The following is a 19,792-nucleotide window of genomic DNA, read 5'->3' on the forward strand; positions in this document are numbered from 1 at the left end:
GGCCGGGCGGTGCTTCCTTGCCTTCCTCATAGCCCAAATGCGCGGTCAGCTCCGCGCCCAGCATCCGCTCCATGAGCCGGATCTTCAGCTCCTTCATCAGCCCGGCATCGCCGAGCAGATCCTCAGGGCCCTCAATACCCTTCAGCAGTTCATCCAGAAGTTCCTTGGAGATCGTCATGCATGCTTCCTTTCGGTGAAGCATGGACCGGATCACTCATACACAGAAGATCGGACACACTCAGAATCAATGGGTTACGAAATCTTTGCCCCGAACTGAACAAAGATACCCCCAGCCGCCAGCAACTATGCTACGAACAACACGCCTCAATGCGTCCAAGGCGCGCGCCGGTCGGTGGCGAAGTTCTCGCCATAGCCGCGCGGGCGGATATTGGCAGCGCGGCTGTGCGGGGGTTGGACGACGTAGTCGAGACCGTGTTCGCGGGCATAGTCCTCGGCCTGCTTCAGCGTATCGAAGCGCAGACGGACCTGGCTTTGCGTGTCGTCGCTGCTGATCCAGCCCATCAGCGGGTCGATGTCGCGGCCCTGCGGGGGGAATTCCATCACCCATTTCCGTGACCGCGCATTGCCGGACTGCATCGCATTGCGGGCGGGTTGATAGATGCGGACGCGCATTCGGGCTGCCTTTCGGTCGGATCTCGCGCGACTTATCGCCAATCGCGGCGCCCTGATCAAGTCCCGGAACGGCTTCCTTTCCCCCTGCGTTGACCCGCGACCGCATATCACAGGAGGATCCGATGCCGTTTCGAACCGCCGCCGCCCTGGGCCTGTTGCTGGCCCTGCCCGCCGCCGCGCAGGACGCTGCCGCCCCGGCCGAGGGCGAAGCCCCCATGATCGCCGAGATCAAGACCGCCGAAGGGGAAAGCCTGGGCACCGCGACCGCCGTCGCCACCCCGTCCGGCATGATGCTGGTCACGCTGGAACTGCAAGGCGTTCCGGCGGGCATCCATGGCGCGCATATCCATGAAGCGGGCGAATGCTCGCCCCCGGATTTCGAATCGGCGGGGGGTCATCTTGCCGGTGACAAGGACCATGGCGTGATGGCCGCCAACGGTCCCCATCCGGGCGACCTGCCGAACATCCATGTGCCCGACAGCGGCGCGCTGACCGTTGAATATTTCGTGGCAGGGTTGACGCCCGACCTGATCGCCGACGACGACGGGTCGGCCATCATCATCCACGAACACCCCGACGATTATGTCGGCCAGCCCTCGGGGCACGCGGGGGGCCGCATCGGCTGCGGCACGTTCGCGCAGGCGAACTGAGGCCACTATTGCGCAGGCGCGGCGTCCACGAAGGGCGCCGTGATCTCAGCGGTCTTGGTCTGCTTGTCGAAGATGCAGATCATCCGGTCCGCGCCGGTGTCCTGCGTCACGGTCACAAGCGCCGCGCCATAGCTTTGCGACCCGAATGGATTGACGTCGATCATCACCGTCGCGGACTCGGGCGCATCTACCAAAGCCAGGCAGGCTGTTTCGACCGAGGCGCGAAACTCCTCCCACGCATCCTCGCTGGAGGCCGACACCGTGATGGGCGCCAGGGACAGGGCAAGCACCATAAGGGGCTGTTTCATTCTTCTTCTTCTTCTCCGGGCCTGTTAGAGGACGGAACGCCTTGGCCCTGCGGGTCGTTCTGGTCAAAACACGAAGGTGATCCGAATGCCCCTGTTCCTGCGTATGATCCTGCCAGCCCTGTCCCTTGCCGCACTGTCGGCCTGCGACACCACCTATGCGCCCACGGTATCGGGCACGCGCTGCGATCCGGGACGGCATCAGGCGCTTGTCGGCAGGAATATCGGCGAAGTCATCCTGCCGCCGCAGTTGCGTTATCGGGAAATCGGTCCGGGCCAGATCGTGACGCGGGATTATCAACCCGGCCGCCTGAACATGTATCTGGACGCCAAGGGATGGATCGCCCGGATCAGTTGCGGCTGACGGCCGTTCGCGCCTTTTCCACCTGGGCGATAGCGCGGGCAATGGCCTCGGCGATGGTCAGGTGACTGGTATCCAGCAACACCGCATCCGGGGCGGGCTTCAGCGGCGCCGCCGCCCGGTCCCGGTCTCGACGGTCCCGTTCCTGCAACTGGATCAGCATCTCGTCGGCATCAGCCCCCAGTTCGGCGGCGCGACGCTGGGCGCGGACCTGATCCGAGGCGGTGACGAACAGCTTGACCGCCGCATCGGGGCAGATCACCGTGCCGATGTCACGCCCGTCCAGCACCGCGCCCGGTTCCTGCGCCGCAAAGCGGTGCTGGAAATCGACCAGGGCCGCGCGCACCTCGGGGAGGGCGGCGATGCGGCTGGCGGCTTGCCCCGCTTCGGCGCTGCGCAGGTCGGGTCTGTCCAGGTCGCCCGGCTGCAAGGATCGCGCCGCCGCGACGGGGTCGCCGCCCTTGGCGCCGATCGCGCGATACAGCAGCCCCGTATCCAGGTGATGAAAGCCGAAATGGGCAGCCAGGGCGCGGGCGATGGTGCCCTTGCCGGCTGCGGCGGGTCCGTCGATGGCGATGATGAATGGCATGGTCACGCAGGATTGGCTTCGGCCCCACCCATCGCATGACAGGGGGCCAAGGTCCACCCGACCTTATGACACACAAAACGCCGGCCCTAGGGACCGGCGTTCGGCAGTCATGAGAAGCCGGATCAGGACGAGGCGCTGCTGAGGGACTTGGCGACCTCGGCTGCGAAATCCTCTTCCTTCTTCTCGATCCCTTCGCCCACGGCGACGCGGGCAAAGCCGGTGATCTCGACCCCGGCTTCCTTGGCGGCCTGTTCGACCGTCACGTCGGGATTGATGACGAAGGGCTGGCCCAACAGGGTGTTTTCAGCCACGAACTTCTTCATCCGGCCGGGGATGATGTTGTTCTGGATCACGGCCTCGGGCTTCGGCTTGGCGGAAGAGGCGTTTTCCTCCAGGGCCTTGGCGGTCTGCACTTCCAGCTCGCGCGCCAGCAGCGCCGGATCCAGCGTGGCTTCGGACAGCGACACCGGGTTGGTGGCCGCAATGTGCATCGCGAACTGCTTGCCGATGGCCTGCGCCTTGTCGGCCGGGCCTTTCAGCGCGACCAGCACGCCGATCTTGCCCATGCCCTCGGTCGCGGCGTTGTGGACATAGGAGACCACGGTATCGCCTTCCAGGACGTGCATCCGGCGCAGCGTCAGGTTTTCGCCGATCCGGGCGATGGCGTCGGTCACGACCTCGGAGACCGGCTTGCCGTTCAGATGCGTGGCGCGCAGCACCTCGACATCATCGGCGGTGGTCAGCGCGACATTGGTGATCTCGCGGACAAGCTGCTGGAAATCGGCGTTCTTGGCGACGAAATCGGTTTCCGAGTTCAGTTCGACGGCGACACCCCGGCCATCGGTGACCTGCACGCCGACCAGGCCTTCGGCGGCAATGCGGTCGGCCTTCTTGGCAGCCTTGGCCAGACCCTTGGTGCGCAGCCAGTCGACGGCGGCTTCCATGTCGCCGTTCGTTTCGGTCAGCGCCTTCTTGGCGTCCATCATCCCTGCGCCGGTCGTTTCGCGCAGCTCTTTCACCATCGCGGCGGTGATAGCCATGATCCGTCTCCTTTGATCAACGCGTCAGGCGGGAAATATCCCCGCCTGACGACAATTCCGTAACTATCGGGGGCGCCGGTCAGGCGTCGGCGGTCGCCTGTTCCTCGGCCGCGGGTTCGTCCAGCAGTTCCTCGGGGGCATCCGACAGCGCTCCGACATCGACGCCTGCGGCGCCCATCTGGGCCGACATGCCGTCAAGCGCGGCGCGGCTGGCCAGGTCGCAATACAGCGCGATGGCACGGGCGGCGTCGTCGTTGCCGGGGATGATATAGTCCACGCCTTCGGGCGAGCAGTTGGTATCGACCACGGCCACGACCGGAATGCCCAGCTTCTTGGCTTCCAGGATCGCCAGGTCTTCCTTGTTCACGTCGATGACGAACAGCAGATCCGGCAGCCCGCCCATGTGGCGGATGCCGCCCAGCGAGGCTTGCAGCTTGGCCTGCTCGCGTTCCAGTTGCAGACGCTCTTTCTTGGTCAGGCCTTCGGCGCCGCCCGCCATCGTCTCGTCGATGGCTTTCAGGCGGTTGATCGACTGGGACACGGTCTTCCAGTTGGTCAGCGTACCACCCAGCCAGCGGTGGTTCATGTAGAACTGGGCCGAGCGTTCGGCCGCATCCGCGATGGGCTTTTGCGCCTGGCGCTTGGTGCCGACGAACAGCACCCGGCCGCCCTTGGCGACGGTGTCGCGCACGACCTGCAGCGCCGCGTCCAGCATCGGCAGGGTCTGGGTCAGATCCAGGATGTGGATGCCGTTGCGGTCGCCATAGATGTATTCCGCCATGCGCGGGTTCCAGCGCTGCGTCTGGTGGCCATAGTGGACGCCAGCTTCCAAGAGCTGACGCAGATTGAATTCGGGAAGCGCCATTCCATGTCCTTTCCGGTTTGCGCCTTGGCATGGGATTCAGGGCGGACGCCCCAACCGGTGGACCGTTCGCGGATGTCTCCCGCGAGGGCCCGCCCCTGCCTGTGAAGTGTGGGGGCAAATAGACGCTGCGCCCCCGATTTGCAAGGGCTTTCCCCAGGCCGATCACGTAAAACCTGAACAACCTGTCAATTGCCCGCCCGGCCCGAGTCGGGCAAGATGAAACCATCAGGAGGTTTGCGATGATCGATAGCCCGGTCCGCTTCGGGCGGCCCTACGATTTCCACGAGATGCTGGCCGACGGCATCGTCCACGCCGTCGGCGTCGTGCTGGCGGTGGTGGGCGTCGCCGTCCTGGTGATTCAGGCCGCGGAATCGGCCAACCGGGCCGATCTTGTGGCCGTCACGATCTATGGCGGCGGGCTGATCCTGGCCCTTGCGGTGTCGTTCCTCTATAACATGCTGCCGCATTCGACCCTGAAATGGTATCTGCGGCGGGCCGATCATTCGGCGATCTTCATCCTGATCGCCGCAACCTACACGCCGTTCCTGCACAAGGCCTCGGCCGACCCCGCGGTCTTCGCGCTGCTGGTCTGCGTCTGGACGATGGCGGCACTTGGCGTCGCGCTCAAATGCCTGCTGCCGGGGCGCTACGACCGGCTGGCGATCCTGCTGTATATCCTGATGGGGTGGAGCGGGCTTGTCGCCATCCGCCCCATCGCCGACAATCTGCCGCCCCTGTCGATGTTGCTGATCGTGATCGGGGGCATCGTCTATACGGTAGGCGTGATCTTCCACGTTTGGGAAAGGCTGCGGTTCCAGAACGCCATCTGGCACGGTTTCGTGGTGACGGCGGCGGCGCTGCATTACGTGGCGGTGCTGTCAGCGATCTAGGTTAGCGATACCAGGATTTGCCTTCCAGGGCGGCAAACCGCTTGCATCGGGGTCCGCCAGCGGGCAGTTTGCCCGCAGATCGCGGAACGGAAGGTGGCGCCATGAACCCTGAAATCCAGTCGCAAAAGACGCGCGCCCTGTGCCGCCTGGCCCCGGTCATTCCGGTGATCGTCATCAAGAATGCGGAACGTGCGGAAGGGCTGGCCCAGGCGCTTGTCTCGGGCGGCCTGCCGGTGCTGGAGATCACCTTGCGGTCGGACGCGGCGCTTGACGCGATCCGGGCAATGTCCTCGGTCTCGGGCGGCCATGTGGGCGCGGGCACGGTGCTGACGCCGGACGACGCGAAGCGGGCGAAGGATGCGGGGGCGACCTTCGCGGTGTCCCCCGGGCTGACCGACCGGCTGATCGCGGCCTGCGAGGAACTGGAACTGCCGCTTCTGCCCGGCGCCGCCACCGCATCCGAGGTGATGCGCGCGGCCGACGCGGGCTATGACATGCTGAAATTCTTCCCGGCCGAGGCGATCGGCGGCGTGCCCGCGCTGAAATCGCTGGCCGGTCCCCTGCCCCGGATCAGTTTCTGCCCGACCGGCGGCATCACCACGGCCAATGCGGGCGATTATCTGTCGCTGCCCAACGTGGTCTGCGTCGGCGGAAGCTGGATCGCCACCGACGCCGATGTCAGCGCCGAGAACTGGGGCGCGATCCAGGAACGCGCCCATGCCGCGTCCCGGCTGAGCCGGGGCTGATCTTGGTCCCCGACGACCGGCGCGCGCGCCGCAACGTGATCGTGTTGGTGGCGGCCCAGGCGATCCTGGGCGCGCAGATGTCGGTGATCTTCATCGTCGGCGGGCTGGCCGGTCAGATCCTGGCCCCCAATCCCTGCATCGCCACCCTGCCCCTGTCGATGATCGTTCTGGGATCGGCGCTGACCGCGCGGCCTCTGGCCCGCTTCATGCAGACGCGCGGCAGGCAGGCCGGTTTCCTGCTGGCGGTGCTGGCGGGCGGAGCGGGCGCGGCGCTGGCCGCCTGGGGCCTGTCCGCCGGATCCTTCTGGCTGTTCATGGCCGGGTCGCTGCTGACCGGCATCTATATGTCGGCACAGGGATTTTACCGTTTCGCCGCGACCGACCTCGCATCCGAGGACTATGCCCCCCGCGCGATCAGTTGGGTGATGGCGGGGGGGCTGGCGGCGGCGGTCATCGGCCCGGCGGTGGTGCGCGCGACCGATGGCCTGACGGCAGAGCCGTTCCTGGCCACCTATCTGGCGGTGATCGCGCTGAATGCCCTGGGACCGTTCCTGTTCGCCTTCCTGGACACGCCACGGCCCCAAGCGGCGGTCAGCCAGCAGCCGACGGGCCGCAGCGCGGGCGAATTGCTGCGCCAGCCGCAGATCGCCGTGGCGATGATTTGCGGGATGGTCGCCTATGCGCTGATGAACCTGGTGATGACCTCGACGCCGCTGGCGGTTGTCGGCTGCGGCTTCGCGCCGACCGAGGCCGCCAACATCGTCAGCGCGCATGTGCTGGCGATGTTCGCCCCCAGCTTCTTCACCGGCCACCTGATCGCCCGGTTCGGGGCCGAGCGGATCGTCGCCGTCGGCCTGTTCCTTCTGGCGCTTGCCGGGGCCGCCGCGCTGTCGGGGGTCGAGCTGTCGCATTTCTATGCCGCGCTGATCCTGCTGGGGATGGGCTGGAACTTCGGCTATATCGGCGCAACCGCCATGCTGAACCGCGCCCACACGCCCGAGGAACGGGGCCGGGTGCAGGGCCTGAACGATGCGGTGGTGTTCGGGGGTGTCTTCCTGGCCTCGCTGTCATCGGGCGGTCTGATGAATTGCAGCGGCGGATCGGTCGTGGCGGGCTGGAACGCGGTCAACCTGGCGATGCTGCCCTTCCTGGTGTTGGCCGGAGGCGCGCTGATCTGGCTGATGCTGCGCCCGAAAGAGGGTTAGCAGCAGGGGCGCTTCGCCCCGGTCGTGGGCGGGTTCCCGAACCAGCGGCGAACCAGCCGGCGATCCCCCCAGGGTATTTATACAAAGGTGAATCAGAACAGGGATTTCTGTTCGGACGGCTTGGCCTTGCGGCTGGCTTTCGGCGATGCGCCTTCGGGCCGCGCCGTGACCCGGCCATCCGCGAATTCCAGTTCGACCTGAGGAACCTGCCGCGCGCCCTGGGCCGAGGTGATCACCCCATCCGGCCCGCGCACGACGACGAAGCCGCGTTTCAGCGTCTCGGTATAGCCCAGCGACTGCCGCATCCGATCCGCCCGTTGCAGCGCCTCGCTGCGCGTGCGGATCGCCCGCTGCGCCGCCAGGCCCAACCTGCGGGACAGATCGGCCAGTTTCTGATCCTGCACCGTGATCGCCCGCCGCGTCGTGGCCACCACCCGCGCCAGCGAGGCATCCAGCCGTTCCGCCATGGCCGTCATCCGGTCGCGCCGCCGCTCCAACCGCCGGATCGCCGCGGCGTCCAGCCGATGTTCCAGCCGATGCAGCGCGTGACCCTTGCCGTCGGTGAAGCGTCGCAGCAAGGCCACTGGCATGGGCCGCACCGCAAGCTGATGCCTGCGGGCGCGGACCAGACCGTGCAGCGCCGGATCCAGCCGCCCGGCCCACAGATCCAGCCGTTGACGCGCGCCTTCGGTCAGCGCGGCAGGGCGTCCCAACGCGCGCGACAGGTCGCGCAGCCGCTGCCGGGGCCGGTCGATATGATGCTGGCTGCACCGCGTCAGCCGGGCTTGCGATTCCGCCAGCCGCGCCGCCAGTTCCGCCAGCACCGGCACCGCCATTTCGGCGGCAGCGGTCGGCGTCGGCGCCCGGCGGTCGGATGCGAAGTCGATCAGCGTCGTATCCGTTTCGTGCCCCACGGCGGAAATCAGCGGGATCCGGCTTTCGGCGGCGGCGCGGACCACCGCCTCCTCGTTGAAGCCCCACAGATCCTCCAGGCTGCCACCCCCCCGCGCCACGATCAGCAGATCCGGGCGCGGGATCGGCCCGCCCTGCGGCAGGTCGTTGAAGCCCCGGATCGCGGCGGCCACTTGCGGCGCGCACCCCTCGCCCTGGACGGCCACCGGCCAGATCAGCACACGCGTCGGAAAACGGTCGCGCAGCCGGTGCAGGATGTCGCGGATCACCGCCCCGGAAGGCGAGGTTACGACCCCGATCACGCGCGGCAGCGAGGGCAGCGGCCGCTTGCGCGCTCCGTCGAACAGCCCCTCGGCCGCAAGCGCCTGGCGGCGCTTTTCCAGCATCGCCATCAGCGCGCCAAGGCCCGCCGGTTCGATCTGGTCGACGATCAACTGGTATTTCGACTGGCCGGGAAAGGTCGTCAGGCGCCCGGTGGCGATGACCTCCATGCCCTCCTCGGGGCGCTGCGCCAGCTTGGCCGCCTGCCCCTTCCAGGTCACGGCGGCCAGAACGGATCGGTCGTCCTTGAGGTCGAAATAGACATGCCCCGAGGACGGCCGCGACACGCGCCCGATTTCTCCACGAACGCGGACGCGGCCGAACTGATCCTCCAGGCTGCGTTTCACCGCGCCCGACAGTTCCGAAACCGTGAATTCATGCGCGTTGCTGCCCGGCGCGTCTTCCAGCAAATCCATGCGTCTTGTTCCCCTTCGCGGGCCAGACTAGAACGCCGCGACCAGAAGCGAAAGGGCGGCCCATGAACATCCTGATCCTCGGCGGCGGCGGGCGCGAACATGCGCTGGCCTGGGCGATCCGGCAGAACCCGAAATGCGACCGCCTGATCGTGGCGCCGGGCAATGCGGGCATCGCCAATGTCGCCGAATGCGCCGACCTGAACATCCTGTCGCGCGCCGAGGTGCTGGAATTCGCCCAGGAAAACGCCATAGACTTCGTGGTGATCGGCCCCGAGGCACCCTTGGCCGCAGGCGTGTCCGACGCGTTGCGCGATGCCGGGTTCCTGGTCTTCGGGCCGTCCCAGGCTGCCGCCCAGCTTGAGGCGTCGAAGGCCTTCACCAAGGAAATCTGCGATGCCTGCGGGGCGCCGACCGCCGCCTGGGCGCGCTTCACCGACGCCGCAAGCGCCCGCGATTACGTCACCGCCCAGGGCGCGCCCATTGTCGTCAAGGCCGACGGCCTTGCGGCGGGCAAGGGCGTCACCGTGGCGGAAACCGTGGATCAGGCGCACCAGGCCATCGACGCCATCTTCGACGGCGAGTTCGGCGAGATGTCGGTCGTGATCGAGGAATTCATGGCGGGCGAGGAAGCCAGCTTCTTCATCCTCTGCGACGGCACCGACTGCCTGCCCATCGGCACAGCCCAGGACCACAAGCGCGTGGGCGACGGCGATACCGGCCCCAATACCGGCGGCATGGGCGCCTACAGCCCCGCCCCGATCCTGACCGAGGCCTTGCAGCAGCAGGTGATGGCGCAGATCGTGCGCCCCACCGTTGCGGAAATGGCCGCGCGCGGAATGCCGTTCCAGGGCGTGCTTTACGCCGGGCTGATGATCCGGGACGGGCGCGCGCGCCTGGTCGAATACAACGTCCGCTTCGGCGATCCGGAATGCCAGGTGCTGATGATGCGCCTTGGCGCGCAGGTGCTGGACCTTCTGCTGGCCTGCGCCGAGGGGCGGCTGGCCGAAACGGCCGTCAACTGGGCCGACGATCACGCGCTGACGGTGGTGATGGCCGCGAACGGCTATCCCGGCCAATACGAAAAAGGCTGCATCATCAAGGGGCTGGACAACCTGTGTGAAAGCAGTTTCCAGATGACCTTCCACGCGGGCACCGCCAGTCAGGACGGCGCGATCATCGCGACCGGAGGCCGCGTCCTCGCCTGCACCGGCCGCGGCGCGACCCTGGCCGAGGCGCATCAGCGCGCCTATGCCCAAGTCGACGCGATCGACTGGCCGGGCGGCTTCTGCCGCCGCGACATCGGCTGGCGCGCGCTCTAGGCCCGCGGCTCATCTGTTCTTAACAGATGCGCCGCGATGCGGGTTGGACAGAGGCGAGGAAGTTGGCATCGGGCTTTCGACGCTTGGCAAATGGCTGCGGGCCATTCCGAAATACCCGTGAAGCGGCCAGATCGAACCACCCTTCAAGAGAAATCCTTGATTCTAAAAGACTTCTTAGAATTTAAGGTTGGAGCGGGTGATGGGAATCGAACCCACGTATTCAGCTTGGAAGGCTGCTGCTCTACCATTGAGCTACACCCGCATGGGCGACGGTATAGCCACGCCGCGCGGGCGGCGCAACCGTCATCGGCGGTCCCGGAAGAATCCGACCAGCAGCGCCCTTGCCCCCTCGGCGTCGATGCCGTCATAGATCTGGGGCCGGTGATGGCATTGCGGATGATCGAAGACCCGCGCGCCATGTTCCACCCCGCCCATCCGCACGTCGCTGGCCCCGTAATACAGCCGCCCGATCCGCGCGGCCGAGATCGCCGCCGCGCACATCGGGCAAGGCTCCAGCGTCACCCACAGGTCGTGGCCCGGCAGGCGTTCGGACCCGACGATCCGGCAGGCGGCGCGGATCGCCAGGATCTCGGCATGGGCGGTCGGGTCGGACAGTTCTCGGGTCCGATTGCCTTCGGCCGCGACGACGCGCCCGGCGGGGTCCACCACCACGGCGCCCACCGGAACCTCGCCGCGCAGGGCCGCCGCCCTTGCCTGATCGAGGGCCAGGGCCATATGAGAGGTGAAGCGGGTCATGCCCGCTTGTCGCAAGGGTGCCGCCGCCGCGCAAGCCGCCCTTTCCCATCCGCGCCGCTTCCGCTAGAAGCGCCGCTTTGCCACCGCAGCGATGCGCAGGAGAAGATCGCCATGACCGACGACAGCCCCACCCCCGCCCCGAATCCCACCCCCGATCGCATCGCCAAGGTGATGGCCCGCGCAGGCGTCGCCAGCCGCCGCGACGCAGAACGGATGATCCTGGAGGGCCGGGTGACGGTGAACGGGAAAAAGATCGACAGCCCGGCGCTTGACGTGCTGCCCAGCGACCGCATCACCGTGGACGGCAAGAAACTGGACGAGCCGCAGGAAACCCGGCTGTGGCTGTATTACAAGCCGCTGGGCCTGGTGACGACCGAATCCGACGAAAAGGGCCGTCAGACGGTGTTCGACGCCCTGCCCCGCGACCTGCCGCGCGTGATGACCATCGGGCGGCTGGACCTGACATCCGAAGGGCTGCTGCTGCTGACCAATGACGGAGAGCTGAAGCGGCGGCTGGAACTGCCCTCGACCGGGTGGCTGCGGCGGTATCGGGTCCGGGTGAACGGCACGCCCAGCGACATGACCTTCGCCCCCCTGCGCCGGGGAGCCACCATCGACGGAGAGGAATTCGCCCCGATGGAAATCAAGCTGGACAGCCAGCAGGGCGCGAATGCCTGGCTGACGGTCGGCATCCGCGAGGGCAAGAACCGCGAAATCCGCCGCGCCATGGCGCATGTCGGCCTTCAGGTGAACCGGCTGATCCGCATCGGCTATGGTCCCTTCAAGCTGACCGGCATGGAAAAGAATCAGGTGGTCGAAATCAAGAAGCGCGTCCTGCGCGACCAGCTTGGCGGGCTGCTGACGGGCGAGGAGACCGCCCCCCAGGACCGCGAAATGCGCCCGCGCGGTGCCGAAGGCTCTCGCAAGCCGCGACGCGACGACGGCGAAGCCCCGCGCCGGGTTTTCCGCGCCAATGGCGACGGGGACAGCCGCTTTGCCCGCAAGCTAGCCGGACCGCGCGATGATTCGGACCGTCCGGCGCGGCCCTGGTCGGGCAAGCCCCGTCCCGGTCCCGAAGACGGCGGCGACCGGCCGGGATTCCGGGGCAAGCGTCCGCAAGAGGATGGCGAACGGCCCGCACGGACTTGGGCCGGAAAGCCGCGCGCGGATCGCGGCACGGCGGGCGACCGGCCGCGCCACGGCAAGCCTGGGGCCGGGGGCCAGGGGGGCAAGCCTGCCTTCCAGGCGCGCGGCGACCGGGCCGAGGGCGAACGCAGCTTCAAACCGCGCGGTGACCGGGCCGAGGGCGAACGCAGCTTCAAACCGCGCGGCGACCGGCCCGAAGGCGAACGCGGATTCAAGCCAAGAGGGGACGGCAAACCCGGCGAGCGGGGCTTCAAGCCGCGCGGGGACGGAAAGCCAGGGGGGGACCGGGGCTTCAAGCCTCGGGGGGATGGGCCGCGTGGCGAAGGCAAGCCGGGGGCCGAGCGCAAATCGTTCGGCAAGCCGGGCGGCGCGAAGCCGGCGCGAAGCGGTGCGGGCAGCGGTCAGGGCGCCCGGTTCACCGGCAAGCCGCAGGGGCGGCCGGACGGCAAACCGGGCGGTGGCCCCAGGAACAAGCCGCGCGGGTGATCGGCCGGCTGCCCTGGGCTGCGCGCCAAGGCTGATCCGGAAGCGAAGGAGGGATTACTTCGTCAGGATCAGCTTGCCGGCGCGCGTGATGCGCAGTTGATAGATCTGTTCGTCCAGGACGATCAGGGCCTGGTTGCCGCCCCGCGTCAGCGTAGTGGCATCATGCTGCGGGATGCGTGCCAGAACGCTGGTTGCCGGTTGCTGGAAATCTGCGGGACGCGCTGCGGTCATGATCAGCCTCTTACGGGTTAGCCTTGTGTTACAGCAAATCTGACAACTTTGATCTGGATTGTCAAAGTAAAAGAGTCGGAAATAATTTGCCCGCGCAAAAGGCGGCTATTCCCCACCCAGGCAATCAGCCAGTGCGTCCGCCAAGCCGGTCAGGACATCGCCGTAGAGGGCCGGTCCGCTGTCCAGCACCCCGCCCTCGGGCGCCAATTCGTCGCCCATGCGGACCGCGGTGCCTTCGATGACCGTCTGCACCAGCCTTGGATCGCCGCCATATTCGGGGAACGCGCAGGCTGCCTCCGTCTGGGCGATCTGGTCGCGAATCCCGCCAAGCCGGGCGGCCGAGGGCGTGCTGGCGTCGCCCAGCGACACGGCGATGGCCGGGCGCAGGCCGAAATGATCGGTGAAATAACCATAGGCGTCATGAAAGACGACGATGTTGGCCTGGCGATGGGGCGACAGTTGCGCCTGGATCCGCGCGTCCAGATCCGCGATCTGCTGCGCAGCCGTTGCGGCATTGCTGGCATACTGCGCCGCGTTGTCGGGATCGGCCTTGGCCACCATGTCCGCGATGGCCGTCAGCCACAGCTGCGCATTGGCCGGGTCCAGCCAGGCATGGGGATCGGTGCCCGCATGATCATGCGCGTGGTCATGGTCATGGCTGTGGTCGTGGCCATGGTCGTGATCGTGATCGTGATCGTGCCCGTGATCCTCGGCATAGGCGCGCAGATGGGTTCCCGGCACCTCCAGCAGGCGCAATTGCGGAATTCCCCCCGCGACCGAGGCGGCGGCACGGTCCAGCCAGGGGGTCAGTTCCGGCCCGGTCCAGACCAGCAGACCGGCATCCTGCAACCCCTGCGCGTCCGAGGGCCGCATCTGGTGGTGATGCGCATCGGCGCCCTTGGGCAGCAGAACCTGCACCTGCGCCAGATCGCCCGTCACCTGCTGGACCAACGAGGCGGTGATGGGGGTGTCGGTTACGATCCGGGGCGGCTGGGCCGCGACCGGACCGGCAGCCATCAGGGCCAGGGCTGGGATCATCATGCGCATCGTGTCACCTTTGGTTCCTTGAAAGGCTGCGCTTTCGCATGTTATATGATAACAAGTCAATCCAAACGTGATAAGATAACACATTGTCCGATCAACCAGCCTCGTCCGCCCCGGCCTTCGCGCCCCATGACCACCGCGCCTGCGAGGCGCGCGCCCTGGATCAGGCCCGCGACCGGCTTGCGGAAAACGGCGCGCGGCTGACCCCGGTGCGGCGGCGCACGCTGGAGATCCTGCTGGAATCGCATCGGGCCATGGGCGCCTACGAGGTTCTGGACCGCCTGGCCGCCGAAGGCTTCGGCCGCCAGCCGCCCGTGGCCTATCGCGCCTTGGAATTCCTGGTCGAACACGGGCTGGCCCATCGCCTGCAACGCCTGAACGCCTTTGCCGCCTGCCTGCATCCCGGCCACGACCACGCGCCCGCCTTCCTGATCTGCCGGTCCTGCGACATGCTGGCCGAACTGCCCGCCGCCCCGGTCCGCGACGCCTTGGCCGATCTGGCGGCGGAAAACGGCTTCCAGGTCGAACGCGTCACGATCGAGGCCCTGGGCCTGTGCCCCGCCTGCGCCGGAACCGCGGCATGACCGCCCTGATCCAGGCCCAGGGCCTGACAATCCAGCGTCCCGGCGGGCACGAGACGGTGCTGCACGGGGTCGATTTCCGCATCGCCTCGGGCGAGATCGTGACGGTGGTCGGCCCGAACGGGTCGGGCAAATCCTCGCTGGTGCGCGCGCTTCTGGGGCATATGCCGCTGGCGGCAGGCCGGGTCGCGCGCAAGCCGGGGCTGCGCATCGGCTATGTCCCGCAGCGGGTGCTGGTCGATACCACGATCCCGATGACCGTGCGGCGCTTCCTGTCCCTGCCCCGCCGCGTGGGCGACCGGGACGCGGCGCAAGCCCTGGCCCGCACCGGGGTCGAGGGGGTCGAGGCGCGGCAGTTGACCCAGCTGTCCGGCGGGCAGTTCCAGCGCGTCCTGCTGGCGCGCGCGCTGCTGCACGACCCAGAACTGCTGGTGCTGGACGAACCCACGCAGGGGCTGGACCAGCCCGGCATCGTCGCCTTCTACAAGCTGATCGAGGAAGTCCGCCGCCAGACCGGCGCCGCCGTGCTGATGGTCAGCCACGACCTGCTGGTGGTGATGCGCGCCTCCGACCGGGTGATCTGCCTGAACGGCCATGTCTGCTGCGAGGGCACGCCCCAGCATGTCAGCAGCGCGCCGGAATACCGCGCCCTGTTCGGCGCGGAAGCCGAAGGCACCCTGGCGCTGTATCGCCATCACCACGATCACGATCATGACCTTCACCACCACCACCACGCCGGGGCGCATTGATGCTGGACGATTTCTTCATCCGGGCGATGCTGGCGGGCCTGGGCATCGCCGCCGTCGCCGGCCCCCTGGGCAGCTTCGTGGTCTGGCGGCGGATGGCCTATTTCGGCGATGCGACGGCCCATGCGGCAATCCTCGGGGTGGCGATCAGTCTGGGCTTCCAGATCTCGATCTATGCCGGGACGCTGCTGGTGGCCCTGGCGATGGCGATGGCGATTTCCGCCCTGGTGTCGCGCGGTCAGGCGATGGACACGATGCTGGGGGTGCTGTCGCATTCCGCCCTGGCCGTGGGCCTGGTCGCGATCAGCTTTGTCCCGCAGGCCCGGTCGGATCTGTCGGCCTATCTGTTCGGCGACATCCTGGCGGTGGGCCGCGCCGACCTGGCGCTGATCTGGGCGGGCGCGGCGGGGGTGCTGGCGCTGCTGGCCTGGCGATGGCAGCGGCTGCTGACCGCATCCCTGAACGAGGAACTGGCCATGGCGGCCGGAATCGACCCCCGGACGGAACGGCTGGTGCTGTCCATTGCCCTTGCGATTGTAGTGGCGCTTTCGATTCGCGTCGTGGGATCGTTGCTGATTTCGGCGATGCTGATCGTTCCTGCGGCGACCGCCCGCGGATTGTCGCGCAGTCCCGAAAGGATGGTCGGCAATGCCATGCTGATCGCGGCGGCGGCGGTCATGGCGGGGCTGTGGGCCAGCCTGCGGCTGGACACCCCGGCAGGCCCCTCGATCGTGGCTGCGGCGGCCGGAATCTTCATGATTTCCCAGGCGTTTCGTCGCGCTTAGTGCAGGATTGCAACACCTGGGCAGGGGCGGTTTCCCCGGCGGAACCAAGGCCCGGCCTGGGTGTTGGCCAATATGCAACAGTCTGCAAAACCCAGCGACGGATTTGAACCAATGCAGCTTTCAAACGTCTGGGGATTGTGTAACTGTCGCCTCGATGTTGCCGGTGACGGCAGCTTTCAACGAAACGGAGCATGATCATGACCAAATTCGCTACCTTCGCTGCCGCTCTCGGCCTGACCGCAACTTCGGCTCTGGCCGGTGGCTATGTCGCCCCCGTCGTGGACGTCGAGCCCGTCGTCGTGGAAGAGCGTCCCGCCTCGACCAACGCTGGCCTGGTCGTCCCGGCCCTGCTGCTGCTGGGCGTCATCGCCGCCGTCGCTTCGGACGACGACGACAGCTGATTTCTGAACGGAACCCCGGTTCCGTCAGGTATGAAGGGCTGGCCTTTGGGCCAGCCCTTTTCCGTTGATGGCGACCCGTCGGGCGCGTAGCATCGGACCACGCGGCCAATGTGGGGTTCATCATGCGCCGGCTTCTGATCCTGGTCCTGCTGGCCATGCCGGGCGCGGCACCGGCCCAGACCGAAACCGAGGACGGGCTTGGCCTTGTCGAACGCGGCCTGGGCATCATCGCCGAAAACCTGTGGAGCGAACTGGGCCCCGACCTGAACCGCCTGGGACAGGACATGGGCGGCGCCCTGGCCGGCCTTCCCCCACTGCTGAAGGATCTGGCGGCGCTTGTGGACGACCTGGGCAATTACGAGCCGCCCGAGCGGCTTGAGAATGGCGACATCCTGATCCGCCGCAAGGCCGAGGCCCCGCCGCCGCCCCCGCTGGGGGAATCGCTGCGGGAGCCTGGCGATCCCGCCCTGCCCCAGGTTCCGGTCGATCCCGACCAGCCGGAAATCCCCCTGTGATGGCCCTGGACGGGGCTGCGATCCCCGGTCTAGGCTGCCGTAAAGACAAGGGAACGGGATGATGTCGGACCTGCTTGCGGCCCAGGCCACGGATGTGTTCCGCATCGGCCTGCTGATCGCCCTGATGCTGACGGCGCTGCGCAACCGGCCGGTGACGGGAATGCTGCTGCCCCTGGCGGCGGGGGCGGTCTTTGTCGCGGTCATCATCCCCCTGACCGGCGCCTCGCCCCGGCCCGAGCCGCTTGCCACGCAGGTGCTGTCAGGGCTTCTGGTGAACGCGGTCTATCTGGCCGCCGGGCTGGGCCTCTGGACGCTGTGGCAGCGGCGCGGCTGAAGATCATTCCAACAGCCGCGTCATCTCGGCGCGCAGTTCCACGATTTCGAAGGGCTTGGCGATGAAGCCGTCCGCGCCAAGCGCAAGGCCGCGGCGCCTTTCGACAACCGACCCGCGCGCGGTCATCAGCAGGATGCGGACGCCCGACAGGCCGGGATCGGCGCGCAGCAGCTGCACGATTTCGTAGCCCGACATGTCCGGCAGCATCACGTCCAGCAGCACCAGGTCGGGGCGGTCCTCGCGGATCGCCGTCAACGCGGCGGCGCCTTGGGACAGGCGGGAATGGCTGTGGCCGTCGCGGGCCAGCAGGAACTCCAGGGCCATGGCGATGTTGTCCTCGTCCTCGACAACCAGAATGCGCGCCATGGGCCGGGCCTTCCTGAACGATCAGGGGAACGGCCGGGCCGGGAAACCATCCCGGCCCGGCCAGCGGTTCAGACGCCGTCGTCGGCGAAGATGTTCTTCTTGTGGCTGTCGCCCGGCACGAACAGCGCGCCGATGATCACCGTCATCACCGCGATCACGATCGCATACCACAGCCCCGCATAGATGTTGCCGGTCTGGGCCGAGATCGCGAAGGCCGTCGCGGGCAGCAGCCCCCCGAACCAGCCGTTGCCGATGTGATAGGGCAGCGACAGGCCGGAATAGCGGATCCGGGTCGGATACAGCTCCACCAGCTGCGCCGCGATGGGGCCATAGACCATCGTCACCAGCACGATCAGATAGGTCAGGATCAGCACGATCTTGATGTTCTGGGCGTTGAAGATGTCGAAGAAATGGTCGGCCTTGGCGACGGTCGTATTGTCGGCCGCGACCAGCGGATAGCCTGCGGCGGTCAGCGCCGCGTTGATTTCCGTCGTGAAGCGGGCCTTCTCGGCCGCCAGCGCCTCGCCCGTCAGGGCATTGGCGTCATAGGACTGCACCACCGTCTCGCCCACCCGGACCGAGGCCACGGTGCCTGCCGGGGCATCCACGGTGTCCGAATTGACCGAGGATTTCGACAGTGTCGCCTTGACGATGTCGCAGCTGTTGTTGAACTGCGCCGTGCCCACCGGGTTGAACTGGAAGGAACAATCCTCGGGCGCCGCCGTCACCGTCACGGGAATCTGCTGGGCCGCGTGCAGCGCCGGGTTGGCGACGCTGGTCAGCAGCGGGAACACCCACATATAGGTGATCGCGGCCAGGGCGCAGCCGCCCAGGATGATCGGCTTGCGGCCGATGCGGTCCGACAGCGACCCGAAGAAGATGAACCCGGCGGTGCCCAGGATCAGCGACCAGGCGACGAAGACGTTGGCGCTGAACTGATCGACCTTGATCACGTTCTGAATGAAGAACAGCGCATAGAACTGGCCCGAATACCAGACCACGGCCTGTCCGGCGGTCAGGCCGAACAGCGCGATCAGGGCGATCTTGCCGTTCTTCCAGTTGCCGAATGCCTCCTTCAGCGGCGCCTTGGACTGCGCGCCCTCTTCCTTCATCTTCTTGAAGGCGGGGGATTCGTTCATCTGCAAGCGGATATACAGCGAGATCAACAGCAGGAAGACCGACCCCAGAAACGGAATCCGCCAGCCCCAGGCCTTGAACGGGTCCAGCATGACCTGGGCGCCGGTCGGATCCAGCAGCGGCTGGCCGTCAAGCCCAAGCTGCGGAACCGCCGGATAGTTCGCGTTCACATAGGACGTGACCAGCAGGATCACCACCAGCGACAGCAGCAGCCCCAGCGTGGCCGTGGTCTGGATGAACGAGGTGAAATAGCCCCGTTGCCCCTGCGGCGCGTGTTCGGCGACATAGACCGCCGCGCCCCCGTATTCCCCGCCAAGCGCCAGGCCCTGCAGCATCCGCAGCACGATCAGGATGATCGGCGCGGCGATGCCCCAGGACGCATAGCCCGGCAGCAATCCGACCAGAAAGGTCGAAAGACCCATGATCAGGATCGTCGCCAGGAAGGTGTATTTCCGCCCGATCAGGTCGCCCAGGGCGCCGAAGACAAGCGCGCCGAAGGGCCGCACCAGGAAGCCCGCCGCGAAGGCCAGCAGCGCAAAGACGTTCCGCGTCGATTCCGGGAAGGCCGTGAAGAACTGCGCGCCGATGATCGCGGCCAGCGAGCCATAAAGATAGAAATCGTACCATTCGAAGATCGTGCCCGCAGACGAGGCCAGAATGACCTTCTTTTCTTCGGACGTCATGGGACGCGAACGGGTCGTCGCGTCGGGCGATGCATAAGCCATCAATCCTCCTCCTGTTGAGCCGGTGCCGCGCCGGCTTTCGATTTGACGGACAATCCTTCTTCGGTCGCGTCCCTGGCAGGGCCAGGGCGCGTGTCTGGGATCGCTCGTCCGGCAGGTCTGGCGGCACCCGGTCCTCCCCCCGGAGGCCGCCTTTTCATTTTTTCCGGGGAAGCCTTCTCCGCGGCGTCACCCTTTGTTCATTCTGTTTTTGATGAGGTCGTCGACGACCTCTGGTTCGGCGAGGGTGGAGATGTCGCCGAGGGTGGCGTAGTCGTTTTCGGCGATCT

The 19,792-nt window shown here is 67.1% G+C and carries 24 protein-coding genes, 1 tRNA gene and 1 pseudogene; 13 read left to right on the top strand and 13 right to left on the bottom strand.

The features are described 5' to 3' along the window. Positions 1 to 178, bottom strand: a pseudogene (locus PARHAE_RS22185) (IS256 family transposase); the annotation flags it as partial. Positions 179 to 324: 146 nt separating this feature from the next. After that, on the bottom strand, positions 325 to 633 hold the full coding sequence (locus PARHAE_RS17030) for an ETC complex I subunit (RefSeq protein ID WP_126155761.1): 309 nt from the start codon (positions 631 to 633) through the stop codon (positions 325 to 327). 122 nt (positions 634 to 755) lie between these two features. On the opposite strand from PARHAE_RS17030, the gene PARHAE_RS17035 reads away from it, so the two are divergent. Continuing rightward, on the top strand, positions 756 to 1,283 hold the full coding sequence (locus PARHAE_RS17035; RefSeq protein ID WP_126155762.1) for a superoxide dismutase family protein: 528 nt from the start codon (positions 756 to 758) through the stop codon (positions 1,281 to 1,283). Positions 1,284 to 1,288: 5 nt separating this feature from the next. On the opposite strand, the gene PARHAE_RS17040 is transcribed toward PARHAE_RS17035, so the two are convergent. Continuing rightward, positions 1,289 to 1,591, bottom strand: coding sequence for a hypothetical protein (locus PARHAE_RS17040; RefSeq protein WP_126155763.1), 303 nt, complete (start codon positions 1,589 to 1,591; stop codon positions 1,289 to 1,291). 85 nt (positions 1,592 to 1,676) lie between these two features. Between PARHAE_RS17040 and PARHAE_RS17045 the strand changes: the two genes are divergently transcribed. Continuing rightward, entirely contained in the window at positions 1,677 to 1,952 is a 276-nt protein-coding gene (locus tag PARHAE_RS17045) for an I78 family peptidase inhibitor (protein WP_126155764.1), read from the top strand. Here the strand turns inward: PARHAE_RS17045 and PARHAE_RS17050 are convergent. The 3 genes from PARHAE_RS17050 to rpsB all read right to left on the bottom strand — a co-directional run bounded on the left by PARHAE_RS17050 (position 1,939) and on the right by rpsB (position 4,443). Beyond that, a complete protein-coding gene (locus tag PARHAE_RS17050) occupies positions 1,939 to 2,538 on the bottom strand; it encodes a (d)CMP kinase (RefSeq protein WP_126155781.1) in 600 nt (199 codons plus the stop codon). The genes PARHAE_RS17045 and PARHAE_RS17050 overlap by 14 nt on opposite strands. Before the next feature lie 122 nt (positions 2,539 to 2,660). Then, entirely contained in the window at positions 2,661 to 3,578 is a 918-nt protein-coding gene (gene tsf / locus PARHAE_RS17055; protein WP_126155765.1) for a translation elongation factor Ts, read from the bottom strand. 79 nt (positions 3,579 to 3,657) lie between these two features. Beyond that, positions 3,658 to 4,443, bottom strand: a complete 786-nt coding sequence (rpsB, locus tag PARHAE_RS17060; RefSeq protein WP_126155766.1) for a 30S ribosomal protein S2 — start codon at positions 4,441 to 4,443, stop codon at positions 3,658 to 3,660. A gap of 239 nt (positions 4,444 to 4,682) precedes the next feature. Between rpsB and trhA the strand changes: the two genes are divergently transcribed. The 3 genes from trhA to PARHAE_RS17075 all read left to right on the top strand — a co-directional run bounded on the left by trhA (position 4,683) and on the right by PARHAE_RS17075 (position 7,284). Then, positions 4,683 to 5,333, top strand: a complete 651-nt coding sequence (gene trhA, locus PARHAE_RS17065; protein ID WP_126155767.1) for a PAQR family membrane homeostasis protein TrhA — start codon at positions 4,683 to 4,685, stop codon at positions 5,331 to 5,333. 101 nt (positions 5,334 to 5,434) lie between these two features. Beyond that, on the top strand, positions 5,435 to 6,079 hold the full coding sequence (gene eda, locus PARHAE_RS17070) for a bifunctional 4-hydroxy-2-oxoglutarate aldolase/2-dehydro-3-deoxy-phosphogluconate aldolase (protein WP_126155768.1): 645 nt from the start codon (positions 5,435 to 5,437) through the stop codon (positions 6,077 to 6,079). 2 nt (positions 6,080 to 6,081) lie between these two features. Then, the gene (locus tag PARHAE_RS17075) at positions 6,082 to 7,284 is read left to right on the top strand and encodes an MFS transporter (protein WP_241232863.1); all 1,203 of its coding nucleotides are present in this window, start codon (positions 6,082 to 6,084) and stop codon (positions 7,282 to 7,284) included. A gap of 92 nt (positions 7,285 to 7,376) precedes the next feature. Here PARHAE_RS17075 and xseA read toward each other — a convergent pair whose 3' ends face one another. Continuing rightward, positions 7,377 to 8,933, bottom strand: coding sequence for an exodeoxyribonuclease VII large subunit (xseA, locus tag PARHAE_RS17080; RefSeq protein WP_126155769.1), 1,557 nt, complete (start codon positions 8,931 to 8,933; stop codon positions 7,377 to 7,379). A gap of 62 nt (positions 8,934 to 8,995) precedes the next feature. On the opposite strand from xseA, the gene purD reads away from it, so the two are divergent. Then, complete coding sequence (gene purD, locus PARHAE_RS17085; RefSeq protein WP_126155770.1) at positions 8,996 to 10,252, top strand: phosphoribosylamine--glycine ligase; 1,257 nt, start codon at positions 8,996 to 8,998, stop codon at positions 10,250 to 10,252. Between the two features lie 188 nt (positions 10,253 to 10,440). Here purD and PARHAE_RS17090 read toward each other — a convergent pair. Together PARHAE_RS17090 and PARHAE_RS17095 are read right to left on the bottom strand one after the other, a co-directional pair. Further along, positions 10,441 to 10,514, bottom strand: a tRNA-Gly gene (locus PARHAE_RS17090). Between the two features lie 41 nt (positions 10,515 to 10,555). After that, the gene (locus tag PARHAE_RS17095; protein WP_126155771.1) at positions 10,556 to 11,008 is read right to left on the bottom strand and encodes a nucleoside deaminase; all 453 of its coding nucleotides are present in this window, start codon (positions 11,006 to 11,008) and stop codon (positions 10,556 to 10,558) included. Between the two features lie 111 nt (positions 11,009 to 11,119). Between PARHAE_RS17095 and PARHAE_RS17100 the strand changes: the two genes are divergently transcribed. Next, complete coding sequence (locus tag PARHAE_RS17100) at positions 11,120 to 12,640, top strand: pseudouridine synthase (protein WP_126155772.1); 1,521 nt, start codon at positions 11,120 to 11,122, stop codon at positions 12,638 to 12,640. 54 nt (positions 12,641 to 12,694) lie between these two features. On the opposite strand, the gene hemP is transcribed toward PARHAE_RS17100, so the two are convergent. Both hemP and PARHAE_RS17110 read right to left on the bottom strand, forming a co-directional pair. Continuing rightward, a complete protein-coding gene (hemP, locus tag PARHAE_RS17105; RefSeq protein WP_126155773.1) occupies positions 12,695 to 12,871 on the bottom strand; it encodes a hemin uptake protein HemP in 177 nt (58 codons plus the stop codon). 105 nt (positions 12,872 to 12,976) lie between these two features. Continuing rightward, positions 12,977 to 13,918, bottom strand: coding sequence for a zinc ABC transporter substrate-binding protein (locus tag PARHAE_RS17110; RefSeq protein WP_126155774.1), 942 nt, complete (start codon positions 13,916 to 13,918; stop codon positions 12,977 to 12,979). 83 nt (positions 13,919 to 14,001) lie between these two features. Here PARHAE_RS17110 and PARHAE_RS17115 point away from each other — a divergent pair, with 83 nt between their 5' ends. The 6 genes from PARHAE_RS17115 to PARHAE_RS17140 all read left to right on the top strand — a co-directional run bounded on the left by PARHAE_RS17115 (position 14,002) and on the right by PARHAE_RS17140 (position 17,277). Next, positions 14,002 to 14,499, top strand: a complete 498-nt coding sequence (locus PARHAE_RS17115; protein ID WP_126155775.1) for a Fur family transcriptional regulator — start codon at positions 14,002 to 14,004, stop codon at positions 14,497 to 14,499. Then, the gene (locus PARHAE_RS22190) at positions 14,496 to 15,245 is read left to right on the top strand and encodes a metal ABC transporter ATP-binding protein (protein WP_126155776.1); all 750 of its coding nucleotides are present in this window, start codon (positions 14,496 to 14,498) and stop codon (positions 15,243 to 15,245) included. Before PARHAE_RS17115 ends, PARHAE_RS22190 begins: the two co-directional genes overlap by 4 nt. Beyond that, positions 15,245 to 16,027 (top strand): metal ABC transporter permease, encoded by a 783-nt coding sequence (locus PARHAE_RS17125; protein WP_126155777.1) that lies wholly within the window; start codon positions 15,245 to 15,247, stop codon positions 16,025 to 16,027. Before PARHAE_RS22190 ends, PARHAE_RS17125 begins: the two co-directional genes overlap by 1 nt. 197 nt (positions 16,028 to 16,224) lie before the next feature. Beyond that, the gene (locus tag PARHAE_RS17130) at positions 16,225 to 16,428 is read left to right on the top strand and encodes a hypothetical protein (protein ID WP_370463831.1); all 204 of its coding nucleotides are present in this window, start codon (positions 16,225 to 16,227) and stop codon (positions 16,426 to 16,428) included. 122 nt (positions 16,429 to 16,550) lie between these two features. Beyond that, entirely contained in the window at positions 16,551 to 16,943 is a 393-nt protein-coding gene (locus tag PARHAE_RS17135; protein WP_126155778.1) for a hypothetical protein, read from the top strand. A 61-nt stretch (positions 16,944 to 17,004) separates the two neighbouring features. Next, positions 17,005 to 17,277, top strand: coding sequence for a hypothetical protein (locus tag PARHAE_RS17140; RefSeq protein WP_126155779.1), 273 nt, complete (start codon positions 17,005 to 17,007; stop codon positions 17,275 to 17,277). 3 nt (positions 17,278 to 17,280) lie between these two features. Here the strand turns inward: PARHAE_RS17140 and PARHAE_RS17145 are convergent, their stop codons facing one another. Further along, positions 17,281 to 17,643, bottom strand: coding sequence for a response regulator transcription factor (locus PARHAE_RS17145; RefSeq protein WP_126155780.1), 363 nt, complete (start codon positions 17,641 to 17,643; stop codon positions 17,281 to 17,283). Positions 17,644 to 17,711: 68 nt separating this feature from the next. Continuing rightward, on the bottom strand, positions 17,712 to 19,463 hold the full coding sequence (locus PARHAE_RS17150) for an MFS transporter (RefSeq protein WP_126155783.1): 1,752 nt from the start codon (positions 19,461 to 19,463) through the stop codon (positions 17,712 to 17,714). Between the last annotated feature and the right edge of the window lie 329 nt (positions 19,464 to 19,792).

It is taken from the genome of Paracoccus haematequi (assembly GCF_900631945.1).
In the GTDB taxonomy this organism is placed as follows: Bacteria; Pseudomonadota; Alphaproteobacteria; order Rhodobacterales; family Rhodobacteraceae; genus Paracoccus; species Paracoccus haematequi_A.